General features: G+C 60.3%; 15 protein-coding genes. 10 read left to right on the top strand and 5 right to left on the bottom strand.

Features of this window, described 5'->3' with window-relative positions:
• Window positions 1-4: 4 nt before the first annotated feature.
• The 5 genes from AB4N73_RS25730 (at window position 5) to AB4N73_RS25710 (ending at window position 5581) form a co-directional block, all read left to right on the top strand.
• Window positions 5-1600, top strand: coding sequence for an ABC transporter substrate-binding protein (locus AB4N73_RS25730; protein WP_073473823.1), 1596 nt, complete (start codon window positions 5-7; stop codon window positions 1598-1600).
• Window positions 1601-1673: 73 nt separating this feature from the next.
• Window positions 1674-2684: an ABC transporter permease subunit gene (locus tag AB4N73_RS25725; protein ID WP_016771720.1), complete on the top strand. Its 1011-nt coding sequence runs from the start codon at window positions 1674-1676 to the stop codon at window positions 2682-2684.
• An 11-nt stretch (window positions 2685-2695) separates the two neighbouring features.
• Window positions 2696-3622, top strand: a complete 927-nt coding sequence (locus AB4N73_RS25720; protein ID WP_016771721.1) for an ABC transporter permease subunit — start codon at window positions 2696-2698, stop codon at window positions 3620-3622.
• A 10-nt stretch (window positions 3623-3632) separates the two neighbouring features.
• Window positions 3633-4601: an ABC transporter ATP-binding protein gene (locus AB4N73_RS25715; RefSeq protein ID WP_016771722.1), complete on the top strand. Its 969-nt coding sequence runs from the start codon at window positions 3633-3635 to the stop codon at window positions 4599-4601.
• Complete coding sequence (locus AB4N73_RS25710) at window positions 4601-5581, top strand: peptide ABC transporter ATP-binding protein (RefSeq protein WP_041477953.1); 981 nt, start codon at window positions 4601-4603, stop codon at window positions 5579-5581. Before AB4N73_RS25715 ends, AB4N73_RS25710 begins: the two co-directional genes overlap by 1 nt.
• 207 nt (window positions 5582-5788) lie before the next feature.
• Here AB4N73_RS25710 and AB4N73_RS25705 read toward each other — a convergent pair whose 3' ends face one another.
• From AB4N73_RS25705 to AB4N73_RS25695, 3 genes are all read right to left on the bottom strand, one after another.
• Complete coding sequence (locus tag AB4N73_RS25705) at window positions 5789-6052, bottom strand: hypothetical protein (RefSeq protein WP_236169301.1); 264 nt, start codon at window positions 6050-6052, stop codon at window positions 5789-5791.
• A gap of 159 nt (window positions 6053-6211) precedes the next feature.
• On the bottom strand, window positions 6212-7393 hold the full coding sequence (locus AB4N73_RS25700) for an MFS transporter (protein WP_460142721.1): 1182 nt from the start codon (window positions 7391-7393) through the stop codon (window positions 6212-6214).
• A gap of 804 nt (window positions 7394-8197) precedes the next feature.
• Window positions 8198-9781 carry a peptide chain release factor 3 gene (locus AB4N73_RS25695; protein ID WP_016771727.1) on the bottom strand — a complete coding sequence of 528 codons (1584 nt, stop codon included), beginning with the start codon at window positions 9779-9781 and terminating at the stop codon, window positions 8198-8200.
• A 358-nt stretch (window positions 9782-10139) separates the two neighbouring features.
• Between AB4N73_RS25695 and AB4N73_RS25690 the strand changes: the two genes are divergently transcribed.
• From AB4N73_RS25690 to AB4N73_RS25670, 5 genes are all read left to right on the top strand, one after another.
• Window positions 10140-10829 carry an ABC transporter permease gene (locus AB4N73_RS25690; RefSeq protein WP_166554532.1) on the top strand — a complete coding sequence of 230 codons (690 nt, stop codon included), beginning with the start codon at window positions 10140-10142 and terminating at the stop codon, window positions 10827-10829.
• A gap of 20 nt (window positions 10830-10849) precedes the next feature.
• On the top strand, window positions 10850-11743 hold the full coding sequence (locus AB4N73_RS25685; RefSeq protein ID WP_252887314.1) for a glycine betaine ABC transporter substrate-binding protein: 894 nt from the start codon (window positions 10850-10852) through the stop codon (window positions 11741-11743).
• Between the two features lie 13 nt (window positions 11744-11756).
• Window positions 11757-12410 carry an ABC transporter permease gene (locus AB4N73_RS25680; RefSeq protein WP_039759484.1) on the top strand — a complete coding sequence of 218 codons (654 nt, stop codon included), beginning with the start codon at window positions 11757-11759 and terminating at the stop codon, window positions 12408-12410.
• Window positions 12407-13564, top strand: coding sequence for an osmoprotectant ABC transporter ATP-binding protein OsmV (locus AB4N73_RS25675; protein ID WP_016771732.1), 1158 nt, complete (start codon window positions 12407-12409; stop codon window positions 13562-13564). Before AB4N73_RS25680 ends, AB4N73_RS25675 begins: the two co-directional genes overlap by 4 nt.
• A 654-nt stretch (window positions 13565-14218) precedes the next feature.
• Window positions 14219-15382: a type III PLP-dependent enzyme gene (locus tag AB4N73_RS25670; RefSeq protein WP_016771733.1), complete on the top strand. Its 1164-nt coding sequence runs from the start codon at window positions 14219-14221 to the stop codon at window positions 15380-15382.
• A gap of 295 nt (window positions 15383-15677) precedes the next feature.
• Here AB4N73_RS25670 and AB4N73_RS25665 read toward each other — a convergent pair whose 3' ends face one another.
• Both AB4N73_RS25665 and AB4N73_RS25660 read right to left on the bottom strand, forming a co-directional pair.
• Complete coding sequence (locus tag AB4N73_RS25665) at window positions 15678-16433, bottom strand: tetratricopeptide repeat protein (RefSeq protein ID WP_457264379.1); 756 nt, start codon at window positions 16431-16433, stop codon at window positions 15678-15680.
• A complete protein-coding gene (locus tag AB4N73_RS25660; RefSeq protein WP_130928102.1) occupies window positions 16430-17110 on the bottom strand; it encodes a Fe2+-dependent dioxygenase in 681 nt (226 codons plus the stop codon). The genes AB4N73_RS25665 and AB4N73_RS25660 overlap by 4 nt, the downstream gene beginning before the upstream one ends.
• Window positions 17111-17168 lie beyond the last annotated feature (58 nt).

Raw genomic sequence — 17168 nt, 5'->3', positions numbered from 1 at the left:
ATCGATGAAAATGCTTCCCCTACGTGCGGCCATCGCGGCTGCGTTGCTGAGTGTCGCTGTCGGCGCCTCGGCCAAACCCTTGGTGGTCTGCACCGAAGCCAGCCCGGAAGGCTTCGATATGGTCCAGTACACAACTGCAGTCACGGCGGACGCTGTGGCCGAAACCATCTTCAATCGCCTGGCCGATTTCAAGCCCGGCACCACCGAAGTGATCCCGGCGCTCGCCGAGTCCTGGGACATCAGCGAAGACGGCCTGACCTACACGTTCCACCTGCGCAAAGGCGTCAAGTTTCACACCACCGAATATTTCAAGCCGACCCGCGACATGAACGCCGACGACGTGGTCTGGAGCTTCCAGCGTCAACTGGACCCGAATCACCCGTGGCACAAACTGTCGAGCGTGGGCTTCCCGTACTTTGAAAGCATGGGCTTCAAGGAACTGCTCAAAAGCGTAGAAAAAGTCGACGACAATACGGTCAAGTTCACCCTGACCCGTCGCGAAGCGCCGTTCCTGGCCGACATCGCCATGGCGTTCTCGTCGATCTACCCGGCCGAGTACGCCGACCAGTTGCTCAAGGCCAACAAGACCGGCGATCTTAACAACAAGCCGATCGGCACCGGCCCGTTCATCTTCCAGCGCTACGCCAAGGATGCGCAGGTGCGCTTCAAGGCCAACCCGGATTATTTCCGTGGCAAGCCACCGGCCGACGCGTTGATTCTGGCGATCGCCACCGACAACAACGTGCGCCTGCAAAAGCTCAAGGCCAACGAGTGCCAGATTGCGCTGTATCCGAAACCGGATGACATCCCGAGCATCAAGAAAGACAGCAAGCTGAAAGTCGACGAGCTGGACGCGATGACCGTTTCGTACATCGCCATGAACACCCAGCACAAGTACATGAGCGACGTACGCGTGCGCAAAGCCATCGACATCGCGTTCGACAAGGAAGCCTACGTCAACGCGCTGTTCGGCAAGGGCAACGCGTCGGTGGCGGTCAACCCGTACCCGCCGACCCTGCTCGGCTACAACCATGACCTGAAGAACCCGCCACGCGACCTCGACAAGGCGCGCGCGCTGCTCAAGGAAGCCGGGGTTCCGGAAGGCACCACCTTCACCCTGTTCACCCGCAACGGCGGCGGTCCGACCAACCCCAACCCGATGCTCGGTGCGCAGATGATGCAGGCTGACCTGGCGAAAGTCGGGATCAAGATCGATATCCGCGTGATGGAATGGGGCGAAATGCTCAAGCGCGCCAAGGCCGGCGAGCACGACATGGTCTCGGCCGGATGGGCGGGCGACAACGGCGACCCGGATAACTTCCTGACGCCTATGCTCAGTTGCGAGGCCGCCAAGAACGGCGAAAACTACGCACGCTGGTGCAACGAGAAATTCCAGGCACTGCTGGATGAAGCGCGGGCTAAAGTAGATCCGGCCGAACGCGCCGCGCTCTACGAACAGGCCCAAGTGCTGTTTAATCAGGACCAGCCATGGATCAGCATGGCCCATACTCGGATGTTCACTGCAATGCGCAACAATGTAGAGGGCTACCACATCAGCCCTCTCACCACTAATAACTTCGCCACCACCCAGGTGAAGTAGATAAGAAACGCCCGGTGCTCCTGACCTATGGAACACCGGGCACGCCTAACCGGCTGATGAGGTACCACACAAGATGTTTAGTTTTATTGCCCGCCGACTGGGGTTGTTGATCCCCACGTTTTTCGGCATCACCTTGCTGACTTTCGCGTTGATTCGCATGATTCCGGGCGACCCCGTGGAAGTGATGATGGGCGAACGTCGGGTCGACCCCGAAATGCACGCTCAGGCAATGGAACGCCTGGGGCTGAACAAGCCGCTGTATGCCCAGTATCTGGACTACATCGGCAAACTGGCCCAGGGCGATCTCGGTGAGTCGTTGCGTACCCGTGAAAGCGTGTGGACCGAGTTCACCTCTCTTTTCCCGGCGACCCTGGAACTGTCCATGGCCGCCCTGCTGTTCGCTGGCATCCTCGGGCTTCTGGCCGGGGTGATCGCGGCACTCAAACGAGGATCGCTGTTCGACCACGGGGTGATGGGCATCTCCCTCGCGGGCTATTCGATGCCGATCTTCTGGTGGGGCCTAATCCTGATCATGTTCTTCTCGGTGAGCCTGGGCTGGACTCCGGTTTCCGGGCGCATCGACCTGCTGTATGACATCGAGCCGAAAACCGGCTTCATGCTGATCGACACGCTGCTGGCCGATGACGTCGGCGCGTTCTTCGACGCCCTGCATCACCTGATCCTGCCGGCCATCGTGCTCGGTACCATTCCGCTGGCGGTAATCGCGCGGATGACCCGTTCGTCGATGCTCGAAGTGCTGCGCGAAGACTACATCCGCACCGCCAAGGCCAAAGGCCTGTCGCCGTCGCGCGTGGTGTTCGTGCACGGTCTGCGCAACGCACTGATTCCGGTGCTGACCGTGGTCGGCCTGCAGGTCGGCACGCTGCTGGCCGGTGCGGTCCTGACCGAAACCATCTTCTCCTGGCCCGGCATCGGTAAATGGCTGATCGAAGCCATCGGCGCCCGGGACTATCCGGTGGTGCAAAACGGCATCCTGTTAATCGCCTGCCTGGTGATTCTGGTCAACTTCGTGGTGGACATCCTCTACGGCTTTGCCAACCCACGCATCCGTCATCAGCGCTGAGGTCAATACCCATGAGCACTCCAACATCCTCAGTAGCCACCGCCACGTCCGCCGTGGATCAAAGCCTGCTGTACCCGTCGCCGTACAAAGAATTCTGGCAAGCGTTCTCGAAGAACAAGGGCGCCGTTGCCGGCCTGCTGTTCATGCTGCTGATCATCTTCTGCGCGATCTTCGCGCCGTGGGTCGCGCCGCATAATCCGAGCGAGCAATACCGTGACTTCCTGCTGACGCCGCCGGCGTGGCTCGAAGGCGGGCAGATGCAGTTCCTCCTCGGCACCGATGAACTCGGCCGTGACCTGCTGTCGCGTCTGATCCAGGGTTCGCGCCTGTCGCTGCTGATCGGCTTGTCGTCGGTGGTGATGTCGCTGATTCCGGGGATCCTGCTGGGTCTGTTCGCCGGTTTCTTCCCGAAAGTGGTCGGCCCGACCATCATGCGTCTGATGGACATCATGCTGGCCCTGCCGTCGCTGCTGCTGGCCGTGGCGATCGTCGCCATCCTCGGCCCCGGCCTGATCAACACCGTGATCGCGATTGCTGTGGTTTCCCTGCCGTCCTACGTGCGTCTGACCCGTGCTGCCGTGATGGGCGAACTCAACCGCGACTACGTCACCGCCGCGCGTCTGGCCGGTGCCGGTCTGCCGCGCCTGATGTTCATCACCGTGCTGCCCAACTGCATGGCGCCGCTGATCGTGCAGGCAACCCTGAGCTTCTCCTCGGCGATTCTCGATGCCGCTGCACTGGGCTTCCTCGGCCTCGGCGTCCAACCGCCAACCCCTGAGTGGGGCACCATGCTGGCCTCGGCCCGCGACTACATCGAACGCGCCTGGTGGGTGGTAAGTCTGCCTGGTCTGACCATTTTGCTCAGCGTGCTGGCAATCAACTTGATGGGCGACGGCCTGCGCGATGCGCTGGACCCGAAACTCAAGAACGCCGCCTGAGGAGATTCAAATGTCACTGCTAGAAATCAAGAATCTCAACGTCCGCTTCGGCGACAAGACCGCGACCCCGGTGGTCGACGGCCTAGACCTCAAGGTCGACAAGGGCGAAGTACTGGCCATCGTTGGCGAGTCGGGTTCGGGTAAATCCGTGACCATGATGGCGCTGATGGGCCTGATCGAGCATCCCGGCATCGTCACCGCTGACTCGCTCAGCTTCGACGGCAAGGACATGCTCAAACTGAGCAATCGTCAGCGTCGGCAGATCGTCGGCAAAGACCTGTCGATGGTCTTCCAGGACCCGATGACCGCGCTGAACCCGAGCTACACCGTCGGTTTCCAGATCGAGGAGGTGCTGCGCCTGCACCTGAAAATGTCCGGCAAGCAAGCGCGCAAGCGTGCCATCGAACTGCTGGAAAAGGTCGAGATCCCGGGCGCCGCCAGCCGCATGGACGCCTATCCGCATCAACTGTCTGGCGGTATGAGCCAGCGCGTCGCGATCGCCATGGCGATTGCCGGCGAGCCGAAACTGTTGATCGCCGACGAACCGACCACCGCGCTGGACGTGACGATTCAGGCGCAGATCATGGATCTGCTGCTGGCGTTGCAGAAAGAGCAGAACATGGGCCTGGTGCTGATCACTCACGACCTCGCGGTCGTGGCGGAAACTGCCCAGCGCGTCTGCGTGATGTACGCCGGTCAAGCCGTGGAAGTCGGTCAGGTGCCGCAACTGTTCGACATACCGGCGCACCCGTACAGCGAAGCGCTGCTCAAGGCGATTCCCGAGCACAGCCTCGGCGCCTCACGCCTGTCGACCTTGCCGGGCATCGTCCCGGGCCGTTACGACCGACCGCAGGGTTGCCTGCTGTCGCCGCGCTGCCCGTATGTGCAGGACAACTGCCGCACCCAGCGTCCGGGCCTTGATCCGAAAGCCAACAGCCTCGCCCGCTGCTTCTACCCGCTGAACCAGGAGGTGGCGTAATGGCCGTCGTACTTACCGCCCGCGACCTGACCCGTCACTACGAAGTCTCCCGTGGCCTGTTCAAGGGCCACGCCACCGTGCGCGCGCTTAACGGCGTGTCGTTCGAACTGGAAGCCGGCAAGACCCTCGCCGTAGTGGGTGAGTCGGGCTGCGGCAAATCCACTCTCGCCCGCGCCCTGACGCTGATCGAAGAGCCGTCGTCGGGTTCGCTGCAGATCGCCGGCCAGGAAGTCGCCGGCGCCGACAAGGCCGAGCGCAAGCAACTGCGCAAAGACGTGCAGATGGTGTTTCAGAGCCCGTATGCGTCGTTGAACCCACGGCAGAAAATCGGTGATCAATTGGCCGAGCCGTTGCTGATCAACACCAAGCTGTCGGCCAGCGAACGTCGCGAGAAAGTCCAGGCGATGATGAAGCAGGTCGGCTTGCGGCCCGAGCATTACCAGCGCTATCCGCACATGTTCTCCGGCGGTCAGCGCCAGCGTATCGCTCTGGCGCGGGCAATGATGCTGCAACCGAAAGTGCTGGTCGCGGACGAACCGACTTCGGCACTGGACGTATCGATTCAGGCCCAGGTGCTGAACCTGTTCATGGATTTGCAGCAGGAGTTCAACACCGCCTACGTGTTCATCTCGCACAACCTCGCGGTGGTGCAGCACGTGGCCGATGACGTGATGGTGATGTACCTCGGCCGCCCGGTGGAATTGGGTCCGAAAAACGACATCTACGAACGCCCGCTGCACCCGTACACCCAGGCGCTGCTGTCGGCGACCCCGACCATCCACCCGGACCCGAACAAGCCGAAAATCAAAATCGTCGGCGAACTGCCCAACCCGCTGAACCCGCCACCGGGCTGCGCTTTCCACAAGCGCTGCCCGTACGCGACCGAACGCTGCAGCACGGAAGAACCGCTGTTGCGTGAGCTGGATAATCGGCAGGTGGCTTGCCACTACGCCGAGCAGTTTCTCGACGGCGCGGCGTAGGCCCACGAAATATCTCATGTGGGAGCGAGCCTGCTCGCGAAGGCGTCATTTCGGTCAACATCATCGGTGACTGATTAACCGCTTTCGCGAGCAGGCTCGCTCCCACAGGGAATTCGTGTTGATTCAAGAGTTCACGCGATAACAAAACCCCTTCCACCTCAATTGCGCATCAGTCGAGGCAGAAGGGGTTTTTCTTTGGCCGGCGATCTATGTCTGGCTATCGCCTTCGTCATCCGGATCATCGGTGTCCGGCTCGTCGGTCGTCGAGTCATCATCTTCGGCGCTGCCACCCTGATTCATATCCCCCGGCTCCGACTCGGATTTGGCCAGCATCAGCCCGCTATGCCCGACCTGCCCATTGAACGCCTGAGATTCGTGATCCTCGCACTCGGCCCAGGCCGTTGCCGTGCCGAGGGACAGCATCACCATCACTTTCAACAACATCAAAACCCGTAGCAATCTGCTTTTCATGGCCGACTCCATCCTGTTGCGCTAAGACATGCTTGCCGGACTGGCTCCGTGTGAAATCTAGTCGCGATCCGACCGGCTCACCACTTAGGACGCGGCGGTGCGGGGAGAAATGCCCTCGATGCACAGATTGCTTTCGAATAACCCCGATAACCGATACTGCTAAGCGCCGCGTGTGGCCTGCCAGGTCAGTGGAATGGACATCAGCACCAGCAGCGCACTCATCAGCCAGACGCTGTGCCCGCCAAACTGGCCATACAGCTGACCGCTGAGCACCGGCGACAACAACGCGCTGGCACTCCAGCTCATGAAGAACAGCCCGAAGTACTGACCGCTCTTGCCGCTCTGCGCAAAGTGCATCGCCAGCACATTCAGTGGAGGCATGAACAGCGCCTCGCCCAGCGTCCAGATCAGCGTCGACAGACAGACAAAAGCCAAGCCGGAACCGAACGGCAACATGCCCAGCCCACAGGCCAACAGGACACTGCCAACGAGCATCTGCCAACGCGAGCCCCAACGCTCGACCGCGTGCGATAGCGGGATTTGTAAAGCGATCACCAACAGCGCATTGAGCCCGAACTGCCAGCCGATCGCCTCTGTGCTCAGGTGGTAGTAATCACGCAGATAATTGCCCAGCGTGCTGTAGACCGTGTCGAACGCGATGCCGAGCACGGCCGTCGCCGCCAGCAACCAGAGGAACGGCTTGTCGCGAAGCGGCACGCTCGAGCCATCGGCGGATTCGTCTCCAACCACCAGCACCGGCCGCCGCCACGTTGTGCGCACGAACCACAGCAACGCCAGCATCGTCATCGCCGCACTGGCAAAAAACACCCAACGAAAATCCGCTTGCGCCAACACCCCACCCGCCACCCCGGCAGCGGCCATGCCGAGATTACGCGCGACCCGACTCAGGGCCTGCGCACGCGAGCGTTGCGCGACTTCGCAATACTCCATGATCAGCCGCTGATGCAACGTCCGAATCGCGCCGTCGATGACACCGCTGAGCAACAACAAAGCGGCCAGCCACGGCACCTGCGTCACCAGCCCCAACAGCATCAGCACCCACACCGAAACGAAAAACAGCGCCGCCGTCAACCGCGCCGTGCGCACGTGATCACTGAGCCAGCCACCGAGCATCGAACCGACCAACAACCCCGCGCCATAGGCCGAAAGCAACCAGCCGACGGTTTCAATCGCCAGCCCCAGTTCCTGACGCAGGTACAGCGCCATGAACAACTTGACCATGGCGCTGAGGCGGTTGATGAACAACAGAGCCGCGAGGACCCAGGCCATGGGGGTGAAATAGCCGTTGGGGCGCAGGCGTTGGGTCAGTCCTTTGAGCATGTAACGTCCGATGGGCGCGAGGGTTTGATGAACAGTAGACGGCTTGGATTGGAATGTCGTGGGGGTGAGGTCAGCGGAAGTAAAAGCAGAGTATGGCTACGACGTAGAGGGAAAACGCCTTACGGAAAAATCGCCGCGCCCGGATTCAACTTGATTTTTCACGCGGCGTTAAAGATCAAAAGCCCCTCACCCTAACCCTCTCCCGGAGGGAGAGGGGACTGACCGGGTCGCTTGGGCAAGGTACGCCGACCTGAAATACCGAGCCGAACTCGGGATTTGAACAGATCATCAATCGGCCCCCTCTCCCTCGGGAGAGGGCTGGGGTGAGGGGCAGCAACAACACAAATCAAAAGCCGGACACACACGCTTTTCACCACTCAATAGGCCGAGTGTCAGCTCGCCTGCTCTTGATCTTGATCCACCGGCGACATCGGAAGGCTGAGTGGAGGGATTGATCCGGGCGTGGGAGCGCAGCGACCGTTCGACGAAGTCGAACACAGCGGAAGGAGGTGCAGCGAAGCAAACCGGAGCCGCTGCGCCCGGATCGATCCCGGAGCGAAGGAACCCGAGCCTGCGAGGGCCGAACGCAGGAGCAAGCGTTTTTTGCTTACTTTTTTAGGCGCTTGTAAAAAAGTAAGTCGCCGTAAGGGCGAAACCGCCAGCCGCAGCCCCCGCAGCAACGGATATTCACCCAAAACCCCAACAGCCTGGTCGGCCCAACGGCCGCCAAGACCAAAAGCGGCAGCCCATAAAAAAGCCCCCAAGGCCTACACCTCAGGGGCTTTCAGAAAAACACCTCAAACCTTAATGATGCTCCCGCGTCGCGCGGAATTTCACATCCGGCCAGCGCTCTTCCATCAACGCCAGATTCACCCGCGTCGGCGCCAGGTAAGTCAGGTGACCACCGCCATCGAGCGCGAGATTCTCCACCGCCTTGTTGGAAAACTCCTCAAGCTTCTTCTTGTCGTCGCACTCGATCCAGCGCGCCGAATACACAGTGATCGGCTCATACGAACACTCGACCTTGTATTCCTCTTTCAAGCGGCTGGCGACCACATCGAACTGCAGCACACCGACGGCGCCAAGAATGATGTCGTTGCTGCGCTCCGGGAAGAACACCTGCGTCGCGCCCTCTTCCGCCAACTGCTGCAGGCCCTGACGCAACTGCTTGGACTTCAGCGGATCACGCAGACGCACGCGACGGAACAGTTCCGGGGCGAAGTGCGGAATACCGGTGAAACCAAGGACTTCGCCTTCGCTGAAGGTGTCGCCGATCTGGATCGTACCGTGGTTGTGCAGACCGATGATGTCGCCAGCGTAGGCTTCTTCGAGCTGTTCACGCTCGGAGGAGAAGAACGTCAGGGCGTCGCCGATGCGCACGTCCTTGCCGGTGCGCACGTGGCGCATCTTCATGCCTTTCTCGTACTTGCCGGAGCAGATACGCATGAAGGCGATGCGGTCGCGGTGTTTCGGGTCCATGTTCGCCTGGATCTTGAAGATGAAGCCCGAGAACTTCTCTTCCACCGGCTCGACGGTACGCTCATTGGCCACACGGGCCAGCGGACGCGGCGCCCAATCGACGACAGCATCGAGCACGTGGTCGACACCGAAGTTGCCCAGCGCGGTACCGAAGAACACCGGGGTCAGTTGGCCGTCGAGGAATTCCTGCTGGTTGAATTCGTGGCAGGCGCCCTGCACCAGTTCCAGCTGTTCGATGAAGCGCTCGTACTCATCGCCCAGGTGCGCGCGCGCCTCGTCGGAGTCGAGTTTCTCGATGATCTTGGTTTCGGTGCGCTCGTGACCGTGACCGGCGGTGTAGACGATGATGTAGTCGTCGGCCAGGTGATACACGCCCTTGAAATCGCGGTAGCAACCGATCGGCCAGGTGATAGGCGCAGCCTTGATTTTCAGAACGGCTTCGATCTCGTCGAGCAGTTCGATCGGGTCGCGAATGTCACGGTCGAGTTTGTTGATGAAGCTGACGATCGGCGTGTCACGCAGACGGCAGACGTCCATCAGCGCAATGGTCCGTGGCTCTACACCCTTACCGCCGTCGAGCACCATCAAGGCCGAGTCCACCGCTGTCAGGGTGCGGTAGGTGTCTTCGGAGAAGTCTTCGTGGCCCGGGGTGTCGAGCAGGTTGATCATGTGCTCGCGATAGGGGAACTGCATGACCGACGTGGTAATGGAAATACCCCGCTGCTTCTCCATCTCCATCCAGTCGGATGTCGCATGGCGATCGGATTTACGGGATTTCACCGTACCGGCCACTGCAATCGCCTTGCCCATCAACAGGAGCTTTTCGGTGATCGTGGTTTTACCGGCATCGGGGTGGGAAATAATGGCGAAAGTGCGGCGTTTCGCGACTTCGGCGGCCTGTTGGGTCATGGGAAATCGCCTGGCGGTGATTCAAAAAAGGGCGGCGATTATAGCCCAACTCGATGCAATAACCGAACCGTTGAGCACATTAAGGGTGGCCAAATGCTGCCTCAGATGGGAACCTTTTAAAGCACGGAGACGTCCATCCCCTGTTACGAACTTTCGTCAGGGGCTGAAAAATCAGCAAGTTAGCCTGACGAGGCTGCGCTCATGGCTCGCTTTCAGACCGCTTTGCCGGCTCTGAAAAACGGCTACTTTTCGCGAACGACGCTCCCGGCAGCCAAGGCTTGGCATGCCACACGGGACTGCGCTCGCCGACTACAAAAAAAGGAGTCCGCCTGTGGCTATCCGCTATGGCAAAGGGCTGATGGGAGGTGCGGTGGTGATCGCGCTCCTGGCCCTGCTGGTCCACTGGATCGGCATCAACACGATCGAACACTACCGCGACGATTTGTTGTTTTACCTGCAAGCTCATCTGATTCTCGTCCTCGCTTCCATGCTGGCCGCCCTTGTCGTGGGCATTCCCGCCGGTATCTTCCTCAGCCGCCCGAGCATGGTCGGCCGCGCCGAACGCTTCATGCAAATCTTCAATATCGGCAATACCGTGCCACCGCTGGCCGTGCTCGCGATTGCGCTGGGCATCCTCGGCATCGGCAGTGGCCCGGCGATCTTCGCGCTGTTCCTCGCCTCGCTGTTGCCGATCGTGCGCAACACCTATGAAGGCCTGAAAAATGTTCAGGGCTCGCTGAAAGAAGCCGCTGTCGGCATCGGCATGACGCCGCGCCAAGTGCTGTGGAAAGTCGAATTGCCCAACGCCGTGCCGATCATCGTCGGTGGCGTGCGGGTCGCACTGGCGATCAACGTCGGCACTGCGCCGCTGGCGTTCCTGATCGGCGCCAACAGCCTCGGCAGCCTGATCTTCCCGGGCATCGCCCTGAACAATCAGCCGCAACTGCTGCTCGGCGCCGCGTGCACCGCGCTGTTGGCGCTGTTGCTCGATGGCGTGGTCACCCTCGCCAGCCGTCTCTGGCTGGAACGCGGTCTGCGCCCGTCTTAAGGCTTTGCGAAGGAATATTTATGAAACGACTTAGCTTGATCTTAGGCTGCGTCCTGCTGTTCGCAGGAATCGCGCAAGCCGCTGAAAAACCGGTCATCCGCCTCGGCGCCCGGGTCTTCACCGAGCAGACCCTGCTCGCCGAAATCACCGCGCAATACCTGCGCAGCAAAGGCTACGACGCGCAAATCACCGGCGGTCTGGGCAGCAACCTCGCGCGCAGCGCCCACGAAAGCGGCCAATTGGACCTGCTCTGGGAATACACCGGCGTGTCGCTGGTGGCCTATAACCACGTCACTGAAAAACTCGACAGCGCGCAGTCCTACGCCCGGGTCAAAGAGCTCGACGCGAAAAAAGGCCTGATCTGGCTGACGCCGTCGAAATTCAGCAACACCTACGCCCTCGCTCTGCCGAAAAAAATCGCCGAGCAATATCCGCAGATCGGCAACATCAGCCAGCTCAACGAAGTGCTGCGCGCCGAAGCCGAGACCAACCACCTCGTAGCGCTGGACACCGAGTTCGCCAACCGCTCCGACGGTCTCGACGGCATGGTCAAGCTCTACGACATGAACCTGACCCGCAAGAACATCCGCCAGATGGACGCCGGCCTGGTCTACACCGCGCTGCGTAACGGTCAGGTGTTTGCCGGTCTGGTCTACACCACCGATGGCCGGCTCAATGCCTTCGGCCTGAAATTGCTGGAAGACGACAAGCATTACTTCCCCGACTACACCGCAGCTCCCGTGGTGCGTCAGGCCACGCTGGACGCCAACCCGAAACTGGCCGAACAACTCAAGCCGCTGGCCGAACTGTTCGACGACGAAACCATGCGCCAACTCAACGCGCGGGTCGATGTCGATCATGAAAGCCCATCGTCCGTTGCCGCCGATTTCCTGCGCCAGCATCCACTGAATTAAGAGAGGAGAAGTCATGGAATTTCTGAACGCCTTTTCCCATCTCGACTGGCAGCAGGTGATGCACCTGACCTGGCAGCACATCACTCTGGTCGGCATCGCCGTGACCCTGGCGATCGTCATCGGCGTGCCGCTGGGCATCCTGATGACACGCTTTCCCACCCTCGCCGGCCCGCTGCAGGCCAGTGCCACGGTGCTGCTGACCGTGCCGTCGATCGCCCTGTTCGGTCTGCTGCTGCCGTTCTATTCCAAGTTCGGCCAGGGCCTGGGGCCGCTGCCGGCGATCACCGCCGTGTTCCTTTATTCGCTGCTGCCGATCATGCGCAACACCTACCTCGCCCTGACCGGCGTTGAACCGGGCATCCGCGAAGCCGCGCGCGGCATCGGCATGACCTTCGGCCAGCGCCTGCGCATGGTCGAACTGCCGATTGCGGTGCCAGTGATCCTCGCTGGCGTGCGCACCGCCGTGGTGATGAACATAGGCGTGATGACCATCGCCGCGACCATCGGCGCCGGCGGCCTCGGTGTGTTGATCCTCGCCTCCATCAGCCGCAGTGACATGTCGATGCTTATCGTCGGCGCGCTGCTGGTCAGTCTTCTGGCGATCTTCGCCGACCTGTTTCTCCAATGGCTGCAACGCTCGTTGACTCCAAAAGGACTCCTGAAATGATCGAACTTCAAAACCTCAGCAAAACTTTCCAAAGCAACGGCAAAGATGTCAAAGCCGTGGATTCGGTAAGCCTGACCGTCAATGAAGGCGAGATCTGCGTGTTCCTCGGGCCATCGGGTTGCGGCAAAAGCACCACGCTGAAAATGATCAACCGCCTGATCAAACCGACTTCGGGCAAGATCCTCATCAACGGTGAAGACACCACCGATCTCGACGAAGTGACGCTGCGCCGCAACATCGGCTACGTGATCCAGCAGATCGGTCTGTTCCCGAACATGACCATCGAAGAAAACATCGTCGTGGTGCCGAAACTGCTCGGCTGGGACAAACAGAAATGCCACGACCGCGCCCGCGAACTGATGAGCATGATCAAGCTTGAGCCCAAGCAGTATCTGCATCGCTACCCGCGTGAATTGTCCGGTGGTCAGCAACAGCGTATCGGCGTGATCCGCGCCTTGGCCGCTGATGCGCCGCTGCTGTTGATGGACGAGCCGTTCGGCGCGGTCGACCCGATCAACCGCGAGATGATCCAGAACGAATTCTTCGAGATGCAACGCGCGCTGAACAAGACCGTAATCATGGTCAGCCACGACATCGACGAAGCCATCAAACTGGGCGACAAGATCGCCATTTTCCGCGCCGGCAAACTGCTGCAGATCGACCACCCGGACACCCTGCTCGCGCATCCGGCGGATGATTTCGTCAGCAATTTCGTCGGTCAGGACAGCACGCTCAAACGCCTGCTGTTGGTGAAAGCCGAAGACGCGGCGGACAACGCGCCGTCGGTAAGTCCGGAGACGCCAGTGGCCGATGCGCTGGAATTGATGGACGAGCACGACCGTCGCTACGTGGTGGTTACCTGCGCCGAGAACAAGGCGCTGGGTTACGTGCGCCGTCGCGACCTGCATCGCCAGACCGGCACCTGCGCGCAATTCCTGCGCGAGTTCAACGCCACCGCAGCGTACGACGAGCACCTGCGCATCCTGTTGTCGCGCATGTACGAGTTCAACCGCGCCTGGCTGCCGGTGATGGATGCCGAACGGGTATTCCTCGGTGAAGTGACGCAGGAGTCGATTGCGGCATACCTGAGTTCGGGACGTTCACGGGGGATGAAGACCAGTATCGTCTCGCCGGCTGAGACCGTGGTCGCGTAAACCATCTACGCGGTTGAAACCCGATCCCTGTGGGAGCGAGCCTGCTCGCGAAAGCGCAATATCAGTCGACGCTGATGGCGGCTGTGAAAATGCCTTCGCGAGCAGGCTCGCTCCCACAGGACCTACGCAATTTTGTTGATCTTCACTGGGTGACAAAGAATCTCAACAGCCTCTCCTGCAAGAGCGTCGTCAATTCAGCTTCTTCAAGGTCCAAATCCCCCTTCAAAAGACTCTCTCGCTGCCAACGTCGCCGATGTTGCCGCTATCACACTTACCTGTGATCTAGCCGACAAAAGCCACGAACGTGCAGATATGTTTAACACTCGAAAATTCGCCGGGAACATCTGCCCGTCATCTCGGTCGGGTAGAAGGAGTGATGAACGCGACGCACGTCAGAAGCGTGCAAAAACGCGACATTTTTAGTTGATCTCGCGCCCCTCACGCCCTAAAGTTCGCGCCGAACGTCCATGCTGGAAACGATCCATCCGGCTCAAGTACTGACGACGAGACAGCAAGGCCAAGGGATAGCTGCACATCTCTGGGCCTTTTTGCTTTCGGCGGCAATGCCTTGGGAAGTAGGCGAACCAAAGTGGGGATACGGAGGGCGTTCATGCACCCATTGTTTTTACGAGTTTGCCCATAGGAGCACCCAGCATGTCGATCCAGGTCGAAGACTATTTCGCGCGCGCTACATTCGACAAAATGAAGGCGTTCGCCGACAAACAGGAAACCCCGTTCGTGGTGATCGACACCGCGATGATCGCCCAGGCCTACGATGACCTGCGCGCCGGTTTCGAATTCGCCAAGGTCTACTACGCGGTCAAGGCCAACCCGGCCGTCGAGATCATCGACCTGCTCAAAGACAAGGGTTCGAGCTTCGATATCGCCTCGATCTACGAGCTGGACAAAGTCATGGATCGCGGCGTCAGCCCGGACCGTATCAGCTACGGCAACACCATCAAGAAATCCAAGGACATCCGCTACTTCTACGAGAAAGGCGTGCGTCTGTTCTCCACCGACTCGGAAGCCGACCTGCGCAACATCGCCAAGGCTGCACCGGGTTCGAAAGTCTATGTGCGCATCCTCACTGAAGGCTCGACCACTGCTGACTGGCCGCTGTCGCGCAAGTTCGGCTGCCAGACCGACATGGCCATGGACTTGCTGATCCTCGCTCGCGACCTCGGTCTGGTGCCGTACGGCATCTCGTTCCACGTCGGCTCGCAACAGCGCGACATCAGCGTCTGGGACGCGGCGATCGCCAAGGTCAAAGTAATTTTCGAGCGTCTGAAAGAAGAAGACGGCATTCACCTGAAGCTGATCAACATGGGCGGCGGCTTCCCGGCCAACTACATCACCCGCACCAACAGCCTGGAAACCTACGCCGAAGAGATTATTCGCTTCCTCAAGGAAGATTTCGGTGACGACCTGCCGGAAATCATCCTCGAGCCGGGCCGTTCGCTGATTGCCAACGCCGGTATTCTGGTCAGCGAAGTGGTGTTGGTTGCGCGCAAGTCGCGCACTGCTGTCGAGCGTTGGGTTTACACGGATGTGGGCAAGTTCTCCGGCCTGATCGAAACCATGGACGAAGCGATCAAGTTCCCGATCTGGACCGAGAAGAAAGGCGAGATGGAAGAAGTCGTCATCGCCGGCCCGACCTGCGACAGCGCCGACATCATGTACGAGAACTACAAGTATGGCCTGCCGCTGAACCTGGCGATTGGTGATCGTCTGTACTGGTTGTCGACCGGTGCGTATACCACCAGTTACAGCGCGGTCGAGTTCAATGGCTTCCCGCCGCTGAAGTCGTTTTACGTTTAAGAGGCAGCGGCAAGTTTCTAGCTGCTAGCTGCAAGTGAAAAGCCCATGACGTGTCATGGGCTTTTTTGTGTCTGTGCGTTCGACTTGAAGTTTTGCGGGGTACTTGAAACCGAGGCCCCTCACCCCAGCCCTCTCCCAAGGGAGAGGGAGCCGACCGAGGTGTAGCGCATCATGCACCGACCAGAAGGATCGAGTCGATTATGGATTCGGCAAAGCACTTTCAGGTCGGCGTACCTCTTAAACATCCCCCAATCAGTCCCCTCTCCCCTCCGGGAGAGGGTGAGGGCTTGCGAATTCAGACGCGCTGCAATTCTGCATAGCGAAGCGAGAACCGAGCAGCCATCCCCTGGATTTTTGGATCTGTAGCACTTAACAGCGTTTCACTCGCCACCCGCAGGAAATTCAGATTGCCGCCGGCCAAGGCTTTCTCAAGCCAAACAACCGCTTCATCAACCCGCCCCTCAGCCGCCAACACCGCCGCATAACTGAACTGCCCACGAAAATCCCCTCCCTCAGCCGAACGCCGATACCAGTCACGCGCCGCCAGCGGATCCGCCTGACACACCTGCCCTTCCTCCAGATAGCGCCCCAGCAGATTCATCGATTTCGCGTGACCCAACTCAGCCGCGCGCCGGTACAACGCCAGCGCATGCTGATGATCAACCGTCACCCCGCGCCCGGTGGCCAGTAGATTGGCAAAGTTGTACATCGCCCAGTCCAGCCCCGCCTCGGCAGCGATTCGATAATGCTGCGCCGCGACCGAGGCATCCGCCGCACAACCCCAACCATGCTCATGACAACGCCCGAGCATGTTGCGCGCCATCAGATGCCCGCGACCGGCGGCGATGCCGAACCAGCGCAATGCAAGCGGTTGATCCTGCGCGATGCCCTGACCGTCCAGCAGGATCTGCCCAAGCAGCGCCTGCGCTTCAACCTCGCCCTCGCCCGCCGCCAGCAAAATCGCCTGCGCAGCGCGGGCCGGGCTTTCTTCAAGCATTGCCGTCAACCCGGCGGCGTCGAGAACTTCCTCGCGGCGCAACTGGAAACTCATACCTCGACCCAGCGCCGCAGCAGGTTGTGATAAGTGCCAGTGAGGCGGATCAGCGAAGGGTGATCTGGCATGTCCTGCGTAAGCTGCTGAATCGCCCCGTCCATTTCGAACAGCAGCGCGCGCTGGCTGTCTTCGCGCACCAGGCTCTGCGTCCAGAAAAACGAGGCATAACGCGCACCACGTGTGACCGCATTGACCTTGTGCAAACTGGTGCCCGGATACAACACCATGTCGCCGGCCGGCAGCTTCACGCGCTGGGTGCCGTAGGTGTCCTGAATCTCCAGTTCGCCGCCGTCGTAATCTTCCGGCTCGCTGAAAAACAGCGTAGCCGACAAATCGGTGCGCACCCGCTCGATGCTGCCCTTGGGCTGGCGCACGGCGTTGTCGATGTGAAAATCGAAACTGCCGCCGGCCGTGTAGCAGTTCACTAGCGGTGGGAAGACTTTGTGCGGCAGTGCGGCAGACATGAACAGCGGATTCTTCCACAGCCGCTCGAGCATCGCCGCGCCGATTTCCTTGGCCAGCGGGTGGCCTTCGGGCAGTTGCAGATTGTGCTTGGCCTTGGCCGACTGGAAGCCGGCGGTGATCTTGCCGTCGGCCCAATCCGCTTGCTCCAGTGCCTGGCGGATGCGCTGCACTTCATCTTTTGCGAACAGCCCGGGAATGTGCAGCAGCATGGCGATGTCACCTGATGGCAAGAAGGCGGCAATGGTATTGATTCTTATTGACCGTGTA

It is taken from the genome of Pseudomonas sp. S3_B08 (assembly GCF_054667725.1).
The sequence above is the reverse complement of the archived record's forward strand: the minus strand, read 5'-3'. Positions and strand labels throughout refer to the sequence as shown.